Here is a 15,941-nt window from a genome sequence, read left to right as displayed (position 1 = left end):
GTCCGGCACTCGGCCCGGCCGTCCGCAGCCGGCGGCGGGGGCCGGGCCGAACACCTTACGGAGTACGGGGTTGGGGCGCCTTCTCTTTACGGGCGCGGCGCGTCGTGCTCGACGTACTGTTCGATCCGCTTCAGCGTGCGGCGCGCCTCGACGGGGGTGCCGTACGTGCGGTCCCAGGTGATCGGGGCGACCGTGACGTGGCCCTTGTCGAGCAGCCAGGTCGAGTCGGCGTCCTTCCGGCCCTCCGCGCACTCGCCCTCGCCGGTGCCGTCGAACGGGCACAGCCCCAGCGCGATGTCGAAGGAGTCGCTCGTGCCGCGCTGCTCGAAGGCGTGGTAGACCACCGCGCCGTCGCCGACCCGCGTCCACACCGCGGGCCGGGCCCGCTGTCCGGTGCTCACGTCCGGGTAGTCGACCTTGAGCGCGAACTCCGGGGTGAGCAGGGAGCGCGCCCTGAGGCCCGCGACGAGCCGGGCGCCGAACTCGGCGTGGGCGCGGTAGTTCTCGCGCGGGAAGAACGTGTTGCTCTCGTCGCCCGAGGAGGAGAAGGCGAGGGCCGGGACGCCCTGGTCGACGGCCGCGACCGCGGCGCCGACCGTGCCCGAGTCGTTGACGCTCGCGGAGACGTTCGGGCCCGAGTTGATGCCGGTGAGGACCAGGTCGGGGGCCTCCTTCCAGCCCACCTTCGCTCTCAGCCCGCCGCGCAGGGCGAGCTTCACCGTGTCGGCGGGGGTGGCGCTCGGGGTGTCCTTGCCGCAGGGGCCCGCGGCCAGGCACACGCCGAAGACGGCGCCCTGGGAGGGGGCGGCCGAGCAGTCGTCCTCGTAGCCCGCCGGCAGGGCGGTGCGGCGCTGGGCGGTGACCACCCCGCCGTTGGTGACGGCCGTGCCCTTGCCCGACTGGACCTGCCAGGGGGCCATCACGACGACGTCCGCACCGGCGGCGCACATCGCGCGGCGCAGCTCGTAGAGGCCGAGGCCGTCGGAGTTGCTCGCCTTGGCGGCCTGCATCGAGTCGTCGTTGGAGATCAGGACGCGGAGGCCGGCGAGGGGCTTGGCGGCGGGGCCGGGATGGGCGGGCGTCACCGCGTAGGCCGTGGCTCCCGCGGCCAGGAGCGTGGCCGCCGCGGTGGTGAGGGCGAGGTAGGTGCGCATCAGGATGTCCCTTCCTGTCATGTGCATGGCATGTGGCGGGTACAAGGCGATCCGGGGCCCTGCCCCCCACGGGAGGGCCCCGGATCGGGCGCGGGGCGGCGTCAGGAGCCCCGCGGTCTGTGGGTGTGCTGCGGTGGATCGGTGGGGTGGGTGCGGCTCAGAGCTCCAGGCCGTGGCCGTACGGGAAGACCGGGTCCGCCGTGTCGTTCGGGACGTCCGGACGCGAGGCCTCCACCGCCGCCATGGAGCGCGGCAGCTCGAAGGGGAGCCGGCCCTCCGGCTTCGCCCGGCCGAAGGCCACGTCCAGCAGGGCCTCGTCGCTCGCCCCGTAGTCGGCGATCAGGGCCGCCGCGTGCTCCGCGATCTCCGGGAGGACGGCCGGGCGCTCCAGGTTCACGCACACCAGGGTGGGGGTGGTGTCGAGGAGGGCCAGGATGCGGGTCAGCTCGGGTTCGGGGAAGGCGAGCGAGCCCGAGTGGAAGAACGATTCGAACTTGTTCGGGCGCTCCTCGTACGGGGTGCGCAGGCGCAGGACCGCCAGGTCCGCCTCCGCGGGGGTGGCCACCACCTCGCCGTAGGCCGCCGCCGTGACCGGGTCCACGTTCTCCACGTATAGCTTCGGCCGGTTCCCGACGGGGAGCGGGCCGGCGGTGAGGACCGTCAGGGAGCGGCGCTGGGCGGCGGCGCCGAGCGCGGCGAAGTCGGCCCGGCCGACGGTCTCCGCGGCCTCGTCGGGGTCGACGTACCGGCGCTCGTCGAAGAGGCCGAGGACGAACTTCTCGTGCAGCAGGCGGCGTACGGAGGCGTCCACGCGGGATTCGGCCACGCGGCCCGAGCGCACCAGCTCCACGATCACCTCGGGGCACTCCTCGCCGCCGAACTGGTCCGCGCCCGCGTCCAGGGCCTTCGCCGCGCGCTCGGCCACGCTCAGGTGCTCCACGCCCCAGGCCCGGGCGCCGTGCGGCTCGCCGAAGATCTCGCTGTCGTTGAGCAGGCCCCAGTCGGTGCAGACGATGCCGGTGAAGCCGAGCTCCTCGCGCAGGAGGCCCTGGATGACGCCCCGGTTGAAGCCGAAGCCCACCTCTTCCCAGTCGGTGCCGACGGGCTGGCCGTAGTACGGCATCATCTGCGAGCAGCCGGCGGCGATGGCGGCCTTGAAGGGCTCCAGGTGCAGGTCGCGCAGGCCGCCCGGGTAGACCTGCTCCTTGCCGTGCGCGAAGTGCGGGTCCTCGCCGTCCTTCTGCGGGCCGCCGCCCGGGAAGTGCTTGACCATCGCCGCGACCGAGTCCGGGCCCAGCTCCTCGCCCTGGAGGCCGAGGACGTAGGCGCGGACGAGTTCGCCGGTGAGGGCCGCGTCGGAGCCGAAGGTGCCGGACTGGCGGGACCAGCGGGGCTCGGTGGCGAGGTCGATCTGCGGGTGGAGCGCCGTGCGGAAGCCGACCGAGAGGTACTCGCGGCGCACGGTGTCGGCGAAGCGGAAGACCAGCTCCGGGTCGCGGACGGCGGCGAGGCCGAGGGCCTCGGGCCAGGCGGAGAAGGCGCCGGAGTTGAAGGACGCGCCGATGTTGTCGGTGAAGGCGTGCCGGGGGTCCGTGGAGAGCGAGACCGGGATGCCGAGGCGCGTGGCGGCGGCCATCTCCTGGATCGCGTTGTGCCACAGGGCCATCTCGCGGGCGCCGTGGGTGCCGAGCAGGTTGAAGTGGGTGAGCCCGCGGCCCTCGATGAGCTCCGGGGTGGTGAACGGCAGCATCGAGCCGTCGGTCTCGGTCACCGGGGTGCCGTCCGGATTCATCATCAGCATGGAGTGGAAGAGCTGTCCGGCCTTCTCCTCCAGGGTCATGCGGGAGAGGAGGTCCTCGACGCGCTCGGCGACCGGGCGGGTGGGGTCCTGGTAGGGGTGCATGTCCGTACCTGCTCTGACGTCTCTGATCGGACCGTCAGGCTAAGCGCCAAAACCGAGTACCTACTAGGTTTGTGTGATGTGGCGTGGGTCACAGGGCGGGTGGGGTGCGTCCGGGGCTTCGTTAGGGTGTGGCCATGCCGGAGAGCGAGGGGCGAGCGGCCCGTAGAAGTGCAGGTCGGGGCAGTTACGCGGTCGGTGACGCGCGGCGCCGGAAGATCCTGGACACCGCCGTCGAGCACTTCGGCCGGTGGGGCTTCCACGCCTCCTCGCTGGCCCGGATCGCCAACGACTGCGGCATCACCCAGGGCGGGCTGCTCCACCACTTCCGCAGCAAGGAGGACCTGCTGCTCTCCGTGCTCGCGCAGAGCGAGGAGCACGACGTCGAGCGGCTCTTCAGCGAGGAGCCCGCGTCCTACGCCGGGTACCTCGACACCCTGGTGGCGCTGATCGAGGACAACACCCGGCGGCCCGGCATCGTGCGGATGTTCAACGTGCTGGTCGGCGAGTCCGGCAACCTCGGACACCCCGCCCACGAGTACTTCAAGGAGCGGTACGCCCGCATCCTCCGCCACACCGTCGACCTCCTGGAGCGCGCCGTCGAGCGCGGCGAGCTGCGGACGGGCATCGACTGCGAGGCCGTCGGCAGGGAGCAGCTCGCCGTCATGGACGGGCTCCAGATCCAGTGGGCCCTCGACCCCGGGGCGCTGGACATGCCGGGGCGGGTGCGGGACTTCCTGCGCCGCCAGTACGAGGAGATCCGGGCCTGAGGGTTCCCCGGCGGGCCCGGCACGAGCCGAAAGGCGCGGCCTAGCGCCCCGTCGGCGGGCCGCCCTCGGGGAGGGCCTTGAAGACGCGGTCCAGGGCCGGCGGGCGTTCGCCGTCGCCCGCGATCACCAGCCGGTGGGCGTGCGTGACGGCGTACGTGAACCCGTCGGCGATCGGGCTCCCGCTCGGCCGGGCCGGGACCTTCGCGTAGGCCGGGTCCTCCAGCGCGGCGCGCAGCTCGGCGACCTCGGCGGGGGTCATCCGCCCGCTCTTCGGGGCCTCGGTTCCGGTGCGGGTGGTGTACGTGCCGTCGTAGTGCACGACCAGCTTGTTCGAGACGCCGGCGAAGCCGCCGTTGACCACCACCTCGACCAGGACCTCCTGGGGGGCGGGCTCCCGGGTGCCGGCGGTCGGTGACGCGGTCGCCGGGGCGTCGGCGGGGGTCGCGGGGGCCTGGCCGCAGCCCGTCACGGTCACCACCGCGGCCAGCAGGGCCGCGGCCCCGTACCTCTTTCCGCTCTGCATGCAGCGAGCATGCCCCCTCTCCCGGTGCCGTGCAGCCGGAACGGCTCAAGCCGCGCGCACGATGCCGGTCAGCGGCCCCCGGTAGTACCAGTCGAGCGAGTCGTACAGGGCCATCCCGTCGGTGGTCGCCGCCAGGACGCCGGTCTCCGCGCCCGCCTGCGCGGCCGCCGCCTCCAGGGTGCGCATGACGTTGGCGCCGAGGCCGCGGCGGCGGTGGGCGGGGTCCGTCTCGATCTGGTCGGCGACGGCCGTCTCCCCGGTCGGCGCGATCTGCCCGCGGGCGGCGAGGGTGCCGTCCGGGGCGAGGATCCGGACCCGGATCACGCCCTCGTCGGTCTCCGTCGTCCGGGCGTAGCCGTCCGGGGGCGCGGGGCGGGCCGCCGGGTCCAGCTTCTTGGTCATCATGAACCCCGGGTCGTCGGGGATCGTCCAGCCCTCCGTGATCCACGGCGCCACCTCCTCGGGCGTCGCCATCACCTTGAGCCACGCGTACGGCTCGGTGATCGCGGCGCACAGCCTGCCCACGGAGGCCGCGTCCGGGTGTGGCAGCACGTGCCGGAAGGGGTGCCGGGGGAGGCCCACGTGGATCCGGTAGCCCCAGGGTTCGACGACGGCGGGCGGGGTGCCGCGGGAGACGGTCCAGCCGGCCACCCAGGCAGAAGTAATGGATGCAGTGTTCATGGGGGTATTACAGCCGCTGCGCAGAGAGCGTGCGGGGGTGATCGCTCAGAGCGAACGCGCGGCGGGGAACATTCCTCGGCTCACGTGCATTGAGTCCACATAGCTCAACTTGACTGCCGAAGGGGAGATCATGGCTTCTGAGTCCATGGCGTCCGTGCCGCTCACTCTGCCTGTGCTGCCGCTCGACGACGAGGTCGTGCTGCCCGGAATGGTGGTGCCGCTGGACCTGTCCGACAACGACGTCCGGGCCGCCGTCGAGGCCGCCCAGGCCGCCGCACGCGGTGGCACGGGCAAGCCGCGGGTGCTGCTCGTGCCCCGGGTGGACGGCACCTACGCCGGGACCGGTGTGCTCGGCACGGTCGAGCAGGTCGGGCGGCTGTCCGACGGCGACCCCGGCGCGCTCATCCGCGGCCGCGGCCGGGTCCGCATCGGCGCCGGCACGACCGGGCCCGGCGGGGCCCTGTGGGTCGAGGGAACCGCCGTCGAGGAGACCCTGCCCGATCCGCTGCCCGGCTCCGTGACCGAACTGGTCAAGGAGTACAAGGCGCTGGCCACCAGCTGGCTCAAGAAGCGCGGCGCCTGGCAGGTCGTCGACCGCGTCCAGCAGATCGACGGCGTCGGCGCCCTCGCCGACAACTCCGGCTACTCGCCCTTCCTCACCGTCGAGCAGAAGGTCGCGCTCCTGGAGACCGCCGACCCGGTCGCCCGCCTGAAGCTGGCCACCGCGCAGCTGCGCGAGCACCTGGCCGAGCAGGACGTCGCCGAGACCATCGCCAAGGACGTCCAGGAGGGCGTCGACAGGCAGCAGCGCGAGTTCCTGCTGCGCCGCCAGCTCGAAGCCGTGCGCAAGGAGCTGCGCGAGCTCAACGGCGAGACCGCCGGGAACGGGAACGGGGCCGACGAGTCCGACGACTACCGGGCGCGCGTGGAGGCCGCCGAGCTGCCGGAGAAGGTGCGGGAGGCCGCCCTCAAGGAGGTCGAGAAGCTGGAGCGCTCCAGCGACCAGTCGCCCGAGGGTTCCTGGATCAGGACCTGGCTCGACACGGTCCTCGAACTGCCGTGGAACGAGCGGACGGAGGACGCGTACGACATCCAGGGCGCCAAGGCCGTCCTCGACGCCGAGCACGCCGGCCTGGAGGACGTGAAGGAGCGGATCACCGAGTACCTGGCGGTGCGCAAGCGGCGCGCCGAGCGCGGGCTCGGCGTGGTCGGCGGGCGACGCGGCGGTGCCGTGCTCGCGCTCGTCGGGCCGCCCGGCGTCGGCAAGACCTCGCTCGGCGAGTCCGTCGCCCACGCGATGGGGCGCACGTTCGTGCGGGTCGCCCTCGGCGGCGTGCGCGACGAGGCCGAGATCCGCGGCCACCGGCGCACGTACGTGGGCGCCCTGCCAGGCCGGGTGGTCCGCGCCATCAAGGAGGCCGGGTCCATGAACCCGGTGGTCCTGCTCGACGAGATCGACAAGGTCGGATCCGACTACCGGGGCGACCCGGCGGCGGCCCTCCTCGAAGTCCTCGACCCCGCGCAGAACCACACCTTCCGGGACCACTACCTGGAGGTCGAACTCGACCTGTCGGACGTGGTGTTCCTGGCCACCGCCAACGTCCTCGAAGCCATCCCCGAGGCGCTGCTCGACCGCATGGAGCTCGTCCGGCTCGACGGCTACACCGAGGACGAGAAGGTCGTCATCGCCCGCGACCACCTGCTGCCCCGGCAGCTGGAGAAGGCCGGCCTGGAGCCGGGCGAGGTCGTGCTGGAGGAGGCGGCGCTGCGCAGGCTCGCCGGCGAGTACACCCGGGAGGCGGGCGTCCGCACCCTGGAGCGGTCCATCGCGCGGCTGCTGCGCAAGGTGGCCGCCCAGCACGAACTGGGCGACCGGGAGCTGCCGTTCACCGTCGGCCCGGACGAGCTGCGCGGCCTCATCGGGCGCCCGCACCACGTGCCCGAGTCGGCCCAGGACCCGGCCGAGCGCCGGACCTCGGTGCCCGGGGTCGCGACCGGTCTCGCCGTGACCGGCGCGGGCGGCGACGTGCTCTTCGTCGAGGCCTCGCTCGCCGACCCGGAGACGGGCGCGGCCGGGCTCACCCTCACCGGCCAGCTGGGCGACGTGATGAAGGAGTCCGCGCAGATCGCGCTCTCCTTCCTCCGCTCGCACGGCGCGGAGCTGGAGCTGCCCGTCACCGGTCTCAAGGACCGCGGCGTGCACATCCACTTCCCGGCGGGCGCGGTCCCGAAGGACGGTCCGAGCGCGGGCATCACGATGACCACCGCCCTCGCCTCGCTCCTGTCGGGCCGGCTGGTCCGCACGGACGTCGCGATGACCGGCGAGGTGTCCCTGACCGGCCGGGTGCTCCCGATCGGCGGCCTGAAGCAGAAGCTCCTCGCCGCGCACCGGGCGGGCATCACGACGGTCGTGATCCCCAAGCGGAACGAGGCCGACCTGGACGACGTCCCGGCCGAGATCCTGGAGAAGCTGGAGGTCCACCCGGTGACGGACGTCCGGCAGGTCCTGGAGATCGCCCTCGCCCCGGCCCAGGTCGCGGTGGGCGCGGCGGCCTGACGCCCGGACCCGCGGTACGCCGGTGGGGCGCACTCCCAAGGGGAGGGCGCCCCACCGGCGTTGTCAGTGGCGGCTGCGATGCGGCGGGCATGGACGAGAAGGCCTTCTGGGCGCTGATGGGGGAGCTGCGGCACCGGCCGGGGTCGCGGGACGACCGGCTGCAGTGGCTGCGGGGGGAGCTGGCGCGGGGGCCGGCGCAGGAGTGCGTGGCGTTCCAGGTGGAGCTGGAGGCGGCCTGCGACCGGTCCTACCGGGCCGACCTGTGGTCGGCGGCCGAGCGGATCCTGGGCGGCCGGTGCTCCGACGACGGCTTCCACTACTTCCGGCTGTGGCTGGTGGGTCTGGGGCGCGAGGTGTTCGAGGAGGCCCTCGTGTCGCCCGACGGACTGGCCGGGGTGCCCGAGGTGCTCCGGCTCGCGGGGCGGAGCCGGGATTCCTGGTGCGAGGCGGAGGAGTGGCCCGACCTGGAGGCGCTGGACTACGTGGCGGCGGACGCCTACGAGGACCTGACGGGGGTGGCCGACGAGGGGGAGGCCTTCTTCGACGCGCTCGACGCCGCCCAGGGCGAGGAGGCCCCGGACCCGGAGGCGCCGCCGCGGGAGGAGCCCCTGGACGAGGCGGGGATGCCCCGGCTCGCCGCCCTCTTCCCGGCCCGGGCCGGGCGGGGGTAGCTCCCGCCCGGCGCGCACGCCGGCCGGGAGCGGTGCGGCGGCGCGCCGGGCGGGACCTCCGGGGGCGGTGCTCAGGACTCGTTGCGGCGCCGCGCCAGCAGGATGCTGCCCGCGCCGAAGGCGGCGAGCGCGCCGGCGCCCGCGAGGGCGAGCGGAAGCGGCGAGGCGGGGGTCTCGGCGGTCTCGGCGGAGAGGGCGGGGGGCTGCTCGTCGCCGCCGTGGCCCTTGTGGCTCACGGTGGAGAGCTGGGCGCCCGCGGCGAGCTCGGCCTCGGTCGGGACCTCGGCCTTCGCGGCGACGGCGGCGGCGCCACCGGTGCCGAAGGTGACGTCCGAGCAGCTGTAGAAGGCCTCGGGGCTGTCGTTGCGCTGCCACACCATGTAGACGATGTGGCGGCCGGAGCGCGCGGGGAGGGTGCCGTTGAAGGCGTAGTAGCCGTCGGTGGCCGTGCGGGTGGTGTTGTAGACGGCGACCGGGGTGGTGTCGAGGTCGGACCACTTCAGCGGCTGGGTGGGGTCGAAGGCCGGCTTGGTGATGTACATCGTCATCGTGCCGGAGTGCGCCGCCGTGGCACGGATCTTGAAGCCGAAGGCGCCGGGGGCGACGGCGGTGGCCGGCCAGTCGGTGCGGGCCCAGTCCAGGGCGCGGTACTTCGCGCGGTTGGCCGAGCAGAGCTTGCCGTCCGGGATCAGCGCCTTGTGCTGCCCGTCGGCGTTGGCGATGTTGACCTCGTTCCAGTCGTAGAGCGGCTGGGTGCCGGAGTCGGCGACGAGGTCCTTGCACACCTGCGACTTGGGGGCCTCGGGGCCCTCGGCGTAACAGGCGGCGATCCTGCTGACCGGGTTGAACACGGCACCGTGGGCGCTCGCGGCGCCGGGCGTGAGGGGGACGAGCACGGCGGCGGTCAGTGCGGTCGCGGCGGCGGCGCGGCGGGAGCGGGAGGTCGTGATGCGGGGCATGGCGGAGCTCTCTCTCGTGCGTGGGGGAGTACGGGACGAGCAACGTGCGCACGGTGCGGGCGAGTTGCGGCTCGCCCGCGGCTCCCCGAGGGTCGCATTGGTCCATACCAATGGGCAAGGGGTGCGTCCGAGAAAGCCGGGACGCGGGGGTGTGCGCACGAAGGGGGCGGGCCTCCCGGGTGCGCCGCCGCACACCCGGGAGGCCCGCCGCGCCGCACCGGTCAGCCGTTCGCGAGCGCCTGCACCCGCGAGTAGTCCCCGTTGAAGTGGTTGTGGTCGCCGACCGTGGGGCCGGACGAGGTGTACTGCCACATCGTGTAGTAGCCCCAGCCGGCCGGCAGGGTGCCGACCTCCGCGGCGTACCGCGCGATCCACAGCGGGTTGGTCGAGGCGAAGCCGCCGTAGTTGCCGGTGCACTGGGTCCACCAGCTCGTCGCCGTGTAGATCACCGCGTCCCGGCCGGTGCGGTACTTGTACCGGTCGAGGAAGTCCTTGATCCAGGCGACCATCCCGGCCTGCGTCTTGCCGTAGCAGGTCGCGCCGTACGGGTTCCACTCGATGTCCAGCGCGCCCGGCAGCGTCCTGCCGTCCCCGGACCAGCCGCCGCCGTTGTTCACGAAGTAGTCGGCCTGGGCCGCGCCCGACGTCGTGTCGGGCGTCGCGAAGTGGTACGTGCCGCGGATCATGCCCACGTTGTACGAGCCGTTGTACTGCTGGGTGAACGAGGTGTTCTTGTAGTACGTGCCCTCCGTCGCCTTCACGTAGGCCCACTTCACCCCGCTGTTCCACAGGGTCGACCAGGCCACGTTGCCGTTGTGGCTGGACACGTCCACGCCCTCGGTCTGGACGGCCTGGACCGCGAGGCCGGCGGGCTCGGCGCCCCGGCCGTCGTGCGCGGCCACGCCCATGCCCATGTACGCGGAGCCGCGGGCGGGTGTCTGCCGGGCGCCGCCCGGGTCCTGGGCGGCGGCGGGGGTGGCGAGGGCGCCGAGGGCGAGGGGGAGGAGGAGGGCCAGGGCCGCGAGGGCGGCGCCGGCCGGGGACGTCCCGGATCTGTGCACACGCATTGCGTGCCTCCGAAAGGCTCGGTGGGGGGAGCGATGTCCACCTGTCCTGTAGTGGACATGTCAGCGATGGCGCTTGGGTGAGACGCTACGCACGTAGACCCGCCCGGCGGAAGAGGGGCCGACTGCTGCCGTTGGTCTACGCCTGCGAAATACTGGAGGAGCTGCGGCGATGGCCGCGGCCGGAAATAACTTTCAGCGAGCGGAAAGCGCGTGAGGGGTGCTGACGTGCACGGAAGCGGTACGGGGAGTGAATCCGCACCCAAGGGCGGGAGTGGTGTGGACCAGGAGTTCCTCGCCCTGGAGCGCGAACTGGCGGTCTTCCTGCGCCGCGCCCGGGCCCAGTCCGGCGAGATGGCCCGCGAAGTGCACCCCGAACTGGAGCCCGCCGCCTACGGCCTCTTCGTGCGGCTCGACGACGCGGGGCCGCAGCGCGCCACCGATCTGGCCGGCTACTTCGGCGTCGGCAAGGCCACGATGAGCCGTCAGCTGCGCGCCCTCGAACAGCTCGGGCTGGTCGCCCGCGACCCCGACCCCGCCGACGGCCGCGCCTCGCTGGTCCGGCTGACGGACGAGGGCCAGGGCCGCTTCCGGCGGGTGCGGGACGCGCGGCGCGAACGGTACGTCCGCAAGCTGGCCGACTGGGACCGTTCCGAGGTCGCCGAACTGGCCCGGCTGCTGCACCACTTCAACGTGCGATCGGAGGGGTGACCCCCTACAGCTCCGCGTACACCGCCGTCGCGTCGTCGTGCAGCTTCCAGCGGTGCACCCCGCCCGCCTCCGCGTCGGCGCCCTCCAGCGCCCGGACCCGCTGGAGCAGGCCGTGCGCCCCCTCCTTCGCGAGCACCCCGAAGCAGTCCGCCCAGTCGCCCTCCCCGAACAGCTGCACCCAGCGGGTCGCCCCGTCCGTGAGCGCCGCCAGGGCCCGCACCCGCGCGCGGGGCGTCGTGCCCGTCACCGCCCGCGCGGCCACGGCCGGATCGGCGGCGGCGGTGAAGAAGCCGCCCTCCCGGTTGCGCAGCCGGTCGGTCGCCTCCAGGGAGCGCAGCACCTCCTCCGGGACGTGGTCCAGCCGGTCGTCGAGCACCGCGCGTACCGACCCGTCGGCGGCCTGGAGGAGCAGGGCCGCGTCCGACAGGACGAGGTGCTCCACCGTCGCCCCGTCCCAGCGCGCCATGGCCACCGTCGCCTGCGGAGTCCGCACGTGAGAAAGGTCACAGGTGTTCCGGTGGGCGTCCGCGGTGCGCCGGATTGCGAGGGCGAGGATCTCGGACAGCGTCAGATCGGGGCGCGAAGCGGACAGTTCCGTCAAAGCGCCGCCGAGTCGGGCGGTGAACCAGGGCACCGTGTGCACACAACCGTCGTCGCCCGCCGGGGGCGTCACCCCGTCGAGGACCACGACCGTGCCGCCCGCCCCCGAGGCGGGCAGGGCTGCGGCCGCCCAGTCCTCATTGGGGCGTTCGGGGCTGCCGGGCAGGGTGACCGCTTCGGTGCGCATGATCCCCAGTCTGCCCCGGGCGGGCCCGGCCTGCATCACTCCTTCACAGCGCCTCCAGACGGCCGAATCAGGCCTGTACCAAAGGACCGTGACGGGCCCCGGAGCCCGGAACCGCAAGCTCCGGGGAGCTGCGGGCGGGCATCCTGCCAAAGCCCGCGCGGAAGATCCAACCGGGGGTAAGCCCGGCGCCCCGGCGGCCACCGGGAGGAGTTGTTTGCCAACTCATGAGTGTTGTTCACTCGTTCGGGTGGCGGAGCGGCCGATGCGAGTCCCCTGACCAGAACCGCTGAAATGGTCGGAAGACACACACCAGGGGTGGGGGCTCTTACATGTGACCGGTCGTCACCTCTGCTTCATGGGCGGACGATCAAGAATGCGAGCACCGGTGCAGAAGAAGCGGCCTCGGAGCAACAACGGCGCGCGGAGCCAGACCCCCGGTGACCCGCAGCACCCCGGCCTGCCCGCGCACGGCGCCGACAGCGCCCCCCAGGCCCCCGCCGGCCGCCCCAAGCGGGTCCGCGGCCGTCTCGTCGCCGGTGTCGCCCTGGTCGGCGTCACCGTCCTCGCCGCCGGCGCCCCCGCGATCCTCGCCGCCTCCGGCGACCTCGACGACACCGTCGGCCTGGTCGCGCTCGCCGAACTCGACCGCCAGGCCGTCACCCTCGCCCACTCCCTCTCCGACGAGCGCGACGAGGTCGTCGCGTACATCGCCGCGGGACGCGACGAGCAGGGCGGCGACAGCGCCTCCAAGCGCCAGGTCACCAGCGCCCGGTCCACCCGGGTCGACCGCCAGATCGACGAGATCCGCCCGGCCGCCCCCGAGGACCTCCGCCGCGAGCTCGCCGGACTGCCCGCGATCCGCCGCACCGCCCTCACCGGCAAGGGCTCCGCGCTCGACGCGCACCGGGCGTACACCGAGGTCATCGCCAAGCTCCAGGCCCTCGCCGACCGGCTCGCCGAGGGCACCCCCGCGCGCGCCGCCGAGGCCGTCCGGGCCCCCGCCGCCCTCGGCCGCGCCACCGAACATGCCTCCGCCGAGCGCGGCCTGCTGCTCGCCGCGCTCGCCGTCCCCCGGCCCGAGTCCACCGGCGGCACCCACTACGACCCCGCCACCGGCACCTACGTCGCCGACGAGGCGGAGGGCGCCGCCGAGGCCGACCGGGCCAGGTCCGCGCTGACCCTCGCCGCCCAGCAGGCCAGGGTCCGCGAACTCGCCGCCCTCGCCGACTTCGACCAGGCCGCCACCACCCCCGCGCGCGACTCCCTCGCCGCCACCGTCACCGGCCCCGACGTCAAGAACGCCGAGCGCTACCTGGCCCGGCTCACCGACCGGCCCGAGCTCTCCGAGTCCGAACTCAACACCGACCCGGCCAAGCTGGACGCCGCGCTCTCCGCCCGCATCGAGCAGATGCGCGGCGTCGAGTCCGCCCTCGCCGCGGAGCGCGCCGAACGCTTCACCGCGCTCCGCGACGACGACGTCACCGCGCTCGAAGTGCGCATCGCCTTCCTCGGCGGCTGCCTGCTCGTCGCCGTCGGCATCTCCACCTACGTGGCCCGCACCCTCACCCGGCCGCTCGCCGTGCTGCGCATCGGCGCCGCCCGGCTCGCCGCCGCCCCCGAGCCGCACGCCGAGGAGCCGATCCGCTTCACCGGCCGCAACGACGAGTTCGCCCAGGTCGTCCGCTCCCTCAACACCCTCCAGGGCAAGCTGACCGCGCTCGCCGCCCGCGCCGAGCGGCTCGACGCCGAGCGCGCCGACCAGGCCGGCGCCCGCGAGGCCGTCGCCGCCGAACTGGCCGCCCAGCGGGCCGAGCTCCAGGGCCACAGCGCCCGGCTCACCGCCGAGCTCGAAAAGCTCCGGCAGACCGTCCAGCACACCTTCGTCAACCTCTCGCTGCGCAGCCTCGGGCTGGTCGACCGCCAGCTCGGCGTGATCGAGAAGCTGGAGGAGCGCGAGCAGGACCCGGACCGCCTCGCCACCCTCTTCAAGCTCGACCACATGGCGACCGTCATGCGCCGCCACAGCGAGAACCTCCTGGTCCTCGCCGGCCACGAGCACCACCACGGGCACCCCGGCCCGGTGCCGCTCGTCGACGTGCTGCGGGCCGCCGTCAGCGAGATCGAGCGCTACGAGCGGGTCAGCATCCAGGCGCTGCCGCCGCACGCGCAGGTCGCCGGCTTCGCCGCGGACGACCTGAGCCACCTGGTCGCCGAGCTCCTGGAGAACGCCACCTCCTTCTCGCCGCCCGACTCCCAGGTCCAGCTCTCCGGCTGGCTCCTGGAGTCCGGCGAGGTCATGCTCTCCGTCCAGGACGGCGGCATCGGCATCGCGCCCGACCGGCTCGCCGAGCTCAACGCCCGGCTCGCCGACCCCGCGATCGCCGACGGCGAGGGCGAGGGGCTCGGCATCCGGGTCGCCGCGCTGCTCGCCGCCCGCCACGGCGTACGGGTCGAGCTGCGCGAGCAGAAGCCCGGCGGCGTCGCGGCCGTCGTGGTCCTCCCGCTTCCGCTGCTCCCCACCACCCCGCCGGCCGCCGTGCCCCCGCCGGTCCCGGTCCCGGGCGACGCGCCCGTGCTCACGCTCCCCGGCTCGGTCGCCGAGGCCAACTCCAACACGCTGCCCTCCCGCCACCGCGACCCCCTGGTGGAGGCCGCGGAACGCGCGATCGCGGCGGCCGCGGAAGAAGGCACCCTCGTCGCCGGTACGCCCCTGCCGGAGCGGCAGCCGGAGCCGACGCAGTCCCCGGCGCCCGAGCCGGAGGCCACGCAGGCCCCCGCGCCCGAGCCCGTACCGGCGTACGAGCCGGAGCCGACGCCCGAGCCCGCCGCCGCGCCCGCGTACGAGCCGGAGCCCGAGCCCGCCCCCCACGACGCCCTCCCCGCCCCGACTCCCGTGGAGTCCGTCTCCGAGACCACGCTCCAGGTCAGGCTCCCGGACCCCCCGCCGGAGCCCGACGCGCACGAGCGGGCCGTCGAGGAGCCGGAGAGCCTGCCGGACGAGGCCGGGCCGCGGCCCGGGCGGTGGGAGCGGGTCACGGACAAGGGGCTGCCCAAGCGGACGCCGCGGATCGTGCGGCAGGCCGGCGGCGCCACCCCGCCGATACGCACCCGCGGCGTCGACGCGGAGGCCCTGCGCCGCCGGCTCGGCGGCTTCCAGCGGGGCGCCGAGCACGGCCGCCGCGACGTGGCCGCCGAGATCGAGGCCGCACAGACAGCACGTACCGAGGAGAACACGGGGGACACAGTCGAGGAGGCACGCAGTTGACTGCGACCGGAACATTCGGGCTGAGCAGCGAGGCCCGCAATCTGCAATGGCTGTTGGGCAACCTCGTCGAGGAGGTGCCGGGGGTCCGCTCCGTCGCCGTCGTCTCCTCCGACGGGCTGCTCCTGCTCTCGTCCGACCCGGAGGTGCAGAGCGCGGCCGCCGAGGCCGACCGGCCCGAGGGGCCGCGGGGCTCCACCGCCGACCTGGCCACCATCGTCTCCGGCATCGGCAGCCTCACCGTGGGTGCCGCCCGGCTGATGGACGGCGGCGGGGTGAAGCAGACGATGGTCGCCATGGAGGAGGGCAGCGTCTTCGTCATGTCGATCAGCGACGGCTCGCTGCTCGGCGTGCACGCCACCCCCGACTGCGACATGAGCGTCATCGCGTACCACATGGCGCTCTTCGTCGGCCGCGCCGGACACGTGCTCACCCCCGAGCTCCGCAGCGAACTGGCCAAGTCGATGGAGAGCTACCAGTGACGTCAGCCTCCTCGGCCCACCACCCGCACCGGCTGCCCATACGCGGCGAGGGGCGGCGCCCCGCGCGCGTCCGCCCCTACTCGCTCACCGGCGGCCGCACCCGCTTCGCCCACGTCCTCCTCGTCGAGACCTTCGTGGCCGCGCTGGAGGCGGCGCCGGAGCGCAAGGTCCTGACCGACGGGGGGCGCGCCGCGCGCGGGCTCATGCCGGAGATGCGGGCCATCGTCGAGGTCTGCCGCCGGATGCGCACGGTGGCGGAGATCTCGGCGCTCCTGAAGATGCCGTTGGGAGTCGTCCGGGTGCTGCTCAGCGACCTGGCCGACCAGGGAAAGATCCGCGTGTACGGGACGGGGCACGGCACCGACCGGCCCGACCGCGCGCTCCTCGAAAGGGTGCTGAGTGGACTCCGCCGTCTCTGAA

At 74.0% G+C, this 15,941-nt stretch carries 14 protein-coding genes; 7 read left to right on the top strand and 7 right to left on the bottom strand.

Annotated features, from left to right (window positions below):
* Positions 1–86: 86 nt before the first annotated feature.
* On the bottom strand, positions 87–1,175 hold the full coding sequence (gene surE / locus ABD981_RS13410; RefSeq protein WP_165591012.1) for a 5'/3'-nucleotidase SurE: 1,089 nt from the start codon (positions 1,173–1,175) through the stop codon (positions 87–89).
* A gap of 136 nt (positions 1,176–1,311) precedes the next feature.
* Positions 1,312–3,057, bottom strand: a complete 1,746-nt coding sequence (locus tag ABD981_RS13405; protein WP_046910905.1) for a glycoside hydrolase family 3 protein — start codon at positions 3,055–3,057, stop codon at positions 1,312–1,314.
* Between the two features lie 134 nt (positions 3,058–3,191).
* On the opposite strand from ABD981_RS13405, the gene ABD981_RS13400 reads away from it, so the two are divergent.
* A complete protein-coding gene (locus ABD981_RS13400) occupies positions 3,192–3,824 on the top strand; it encodes a TetR/AcrR family transcriptional regulator (protein ID WP_046910904.1) in 633 nt (210 codons plus the stop codon).
* 40 nt (positions 3,825–3,864) lie between these two features.
* Here the strand turns inward: ABD981_RS13400 and ABD981_RS13395 are convergent, their stop codons facing one another.
* Both ABD981_RS13395 and ABD981_RS13390 read right to left on the bottom strand, forming a co-directional pair.
* Complete coding sequence (locus tag ABD981_RS13395; protein ID WP_046910903.1) at positions 3,865–4,347, bottom strand: hypothetical protein; 483 nt, start codon at positions 4,345–4,347, stop codon at positions 3,865–3,867.
* A gap of 45 nt (positions 4,348–4,392) precedes the next feature.
* Positions 4,393–5,028, bottom strand: a complete 636-nt coding sequence (locus ABD981_RS13390; RefSeq protein WP_046910902.1) for a GNAT family N-acetyltransferase — start codon at positions 5,026–5,028, stop codon at positions 4,393–4,395.
* A 130-nt stretch (positions 5,029–5,158) separates the two neighbouring features.
* Between ABD981_RS13390 and lon the strand changes: the two genes are divergently transcribed.
* Together lon and ABD981_RS13380 are read left to right on the top strand one after the other, a co-directional pair.
* Positions 5,159–7,585, top strand: a complete 2,427-nt coding sequence (gene lon, locus ABD981_RS13385) for an endopeptidase La (protein WP_046910901.1) — start codon at positions 5,159–5,161, stop codon at positions 7,583–7,585.
* Between the two features lie 89 nt (positions 7,586–7,674).
* Positions 7,675–8,256, top strand: a complete 582-nt coding sequence (locus tag ABD981_RS13380) for a DUF4240 domain-containing protein (RefSeq protein WP_046910900.1) — start codon at positions 7,675–7,677, stop codon at positions 8,254–8,256.
* A 71-nt stretch (positions 8,257–8,327) separates the two neighbouring features.
* Here the strand turns inward: ABD981_RS13380 and ABD981_RS13375 are convergent, their stop codons facing one another.
* Both ABD981_RS13375 and ABD981_RS13370 read right to left on the bottom strand, forming a co-directional pair.
* Positions 8,328–9,215, bottom strand: coding sequence for a lytic polysaccharide monooxygenase auxiliary activity family 9 protein (locus ABD981_RS13375; RefSeq protein WP_046910899.1), 888 nt, complete (start codon positions 9,213–9,215; stop codon positions 8,328–8,330).
* A gap of 221 nt (positions 9,216–9,436) precedes the next feature.
* Complete coding sequence (locus tag ABD981_RS13370; RefSeq protein WP_046910897.1) at positions 9,437–10,282, bottom strand: lysozyme; 846 nt, start codon at positions 10,280–10,282, stop codon at positions 9,437–9,439.
* Between the two features lie 225 nt (positions 10,283–10,507).
* On the opposite strand from ABD981_RS13370, the gene ABD981_RS13365 reads away from it, so the two are divergent.
* Positions 10,508–10,990, top strand: coding sequence for a MarR family winged helix-turn-helix transcriptional regulator (locus ABD981_RS13365; RefSeq protein WP_046910896.1), 483 nt, complete (start codon positions 10,508–10,510; stop codon positions 10,988–10,990).
* A gap of 4 nt (positions 10,991–10,994) precedes the next feature.
* On the opposite strand, the gene ABD981_RS13360 is transcribed toward ABD981_RS13365, so the two are convergent.
* Positions 10,995–11,777: a protein phosphatase 2C domain-containing protein gene (locus ABD981_RS13360; protein ID WP_046910915.1), complete on the bottom strand. Its 783-nt coding sequence runs from the start codon at positions 11,775–11,777 to the stop codon at positions 10,995–10,997.
* A gap of 385 nt (positions 11,778–12,162) precedes the next feature.
* On the opposite strand from ABD981_RS13360, the gene ABD981_RS13355 reads away from it, so the two are divergent.
* From ABD981_RS13355 to ABD981_RS13345, 3 genes are read left to right on the top strand one after another with little or no spacing between them, the layout of a single operon-like run.
* Positions 12,163–15,042 carry a sensor histidine kinase gene (locus ABD981_RS13355; RefSeq protein WP_046910895.1) on the top strand — a complete coding sequence of 960 codons (2,880 nt, stop codon included), beginning with the start codon at positions 12,163–12,165 and terminating at the stop codon, positions 15,040–15,042.
* Positions 15,039–15,521, top strand: a complete 483-nt coding sequence (locus ABD981_RS13350; RefSeq protein WP_046910894.1) for a roadblock/LC7 domain-containing protein — start codon at positions 15,039–15,041, stop codon at positions 15,519–15,521. The genes ABD981_RS13355 and ABD981_RS13350 overlap by 4 nt, the downstream gene beginning before the upstream one ends.
* Positions 15,518–15,940 carry a DUF742 domain-containing protein gene (locus ABD981_RS13345; protein WP_046910893.1) on the top strand — a complete coding sequence of 141 codons (423 nt, stop codon included), beginning with the start codon at positions 15,518–15,520 and terminating at the stop codon, positions 15,938–15,940. Before ABD981_RS13350 ends, ABD981_RS13345 begins: the two co-directional genes overlap by 4 nt.
* Position 15,941 lies beyond the last annotated feature (1 nt).

Source organism: Streptomyces showdoensis (assembly GCF_039535475.1).
Taxonomy (GTDB): domain Bacteria; phylum Actinomycetota; class Actinomycetes; order Streptomycetales; family Streptomycetaceae; genus Streptomyces; species Streptomyces showdoensis.
The sequence above is the reverse complement of the archived record's forward strand: the minus strand, read 5'-3'. Positions and strand labels throughout refer to the sequence as shown.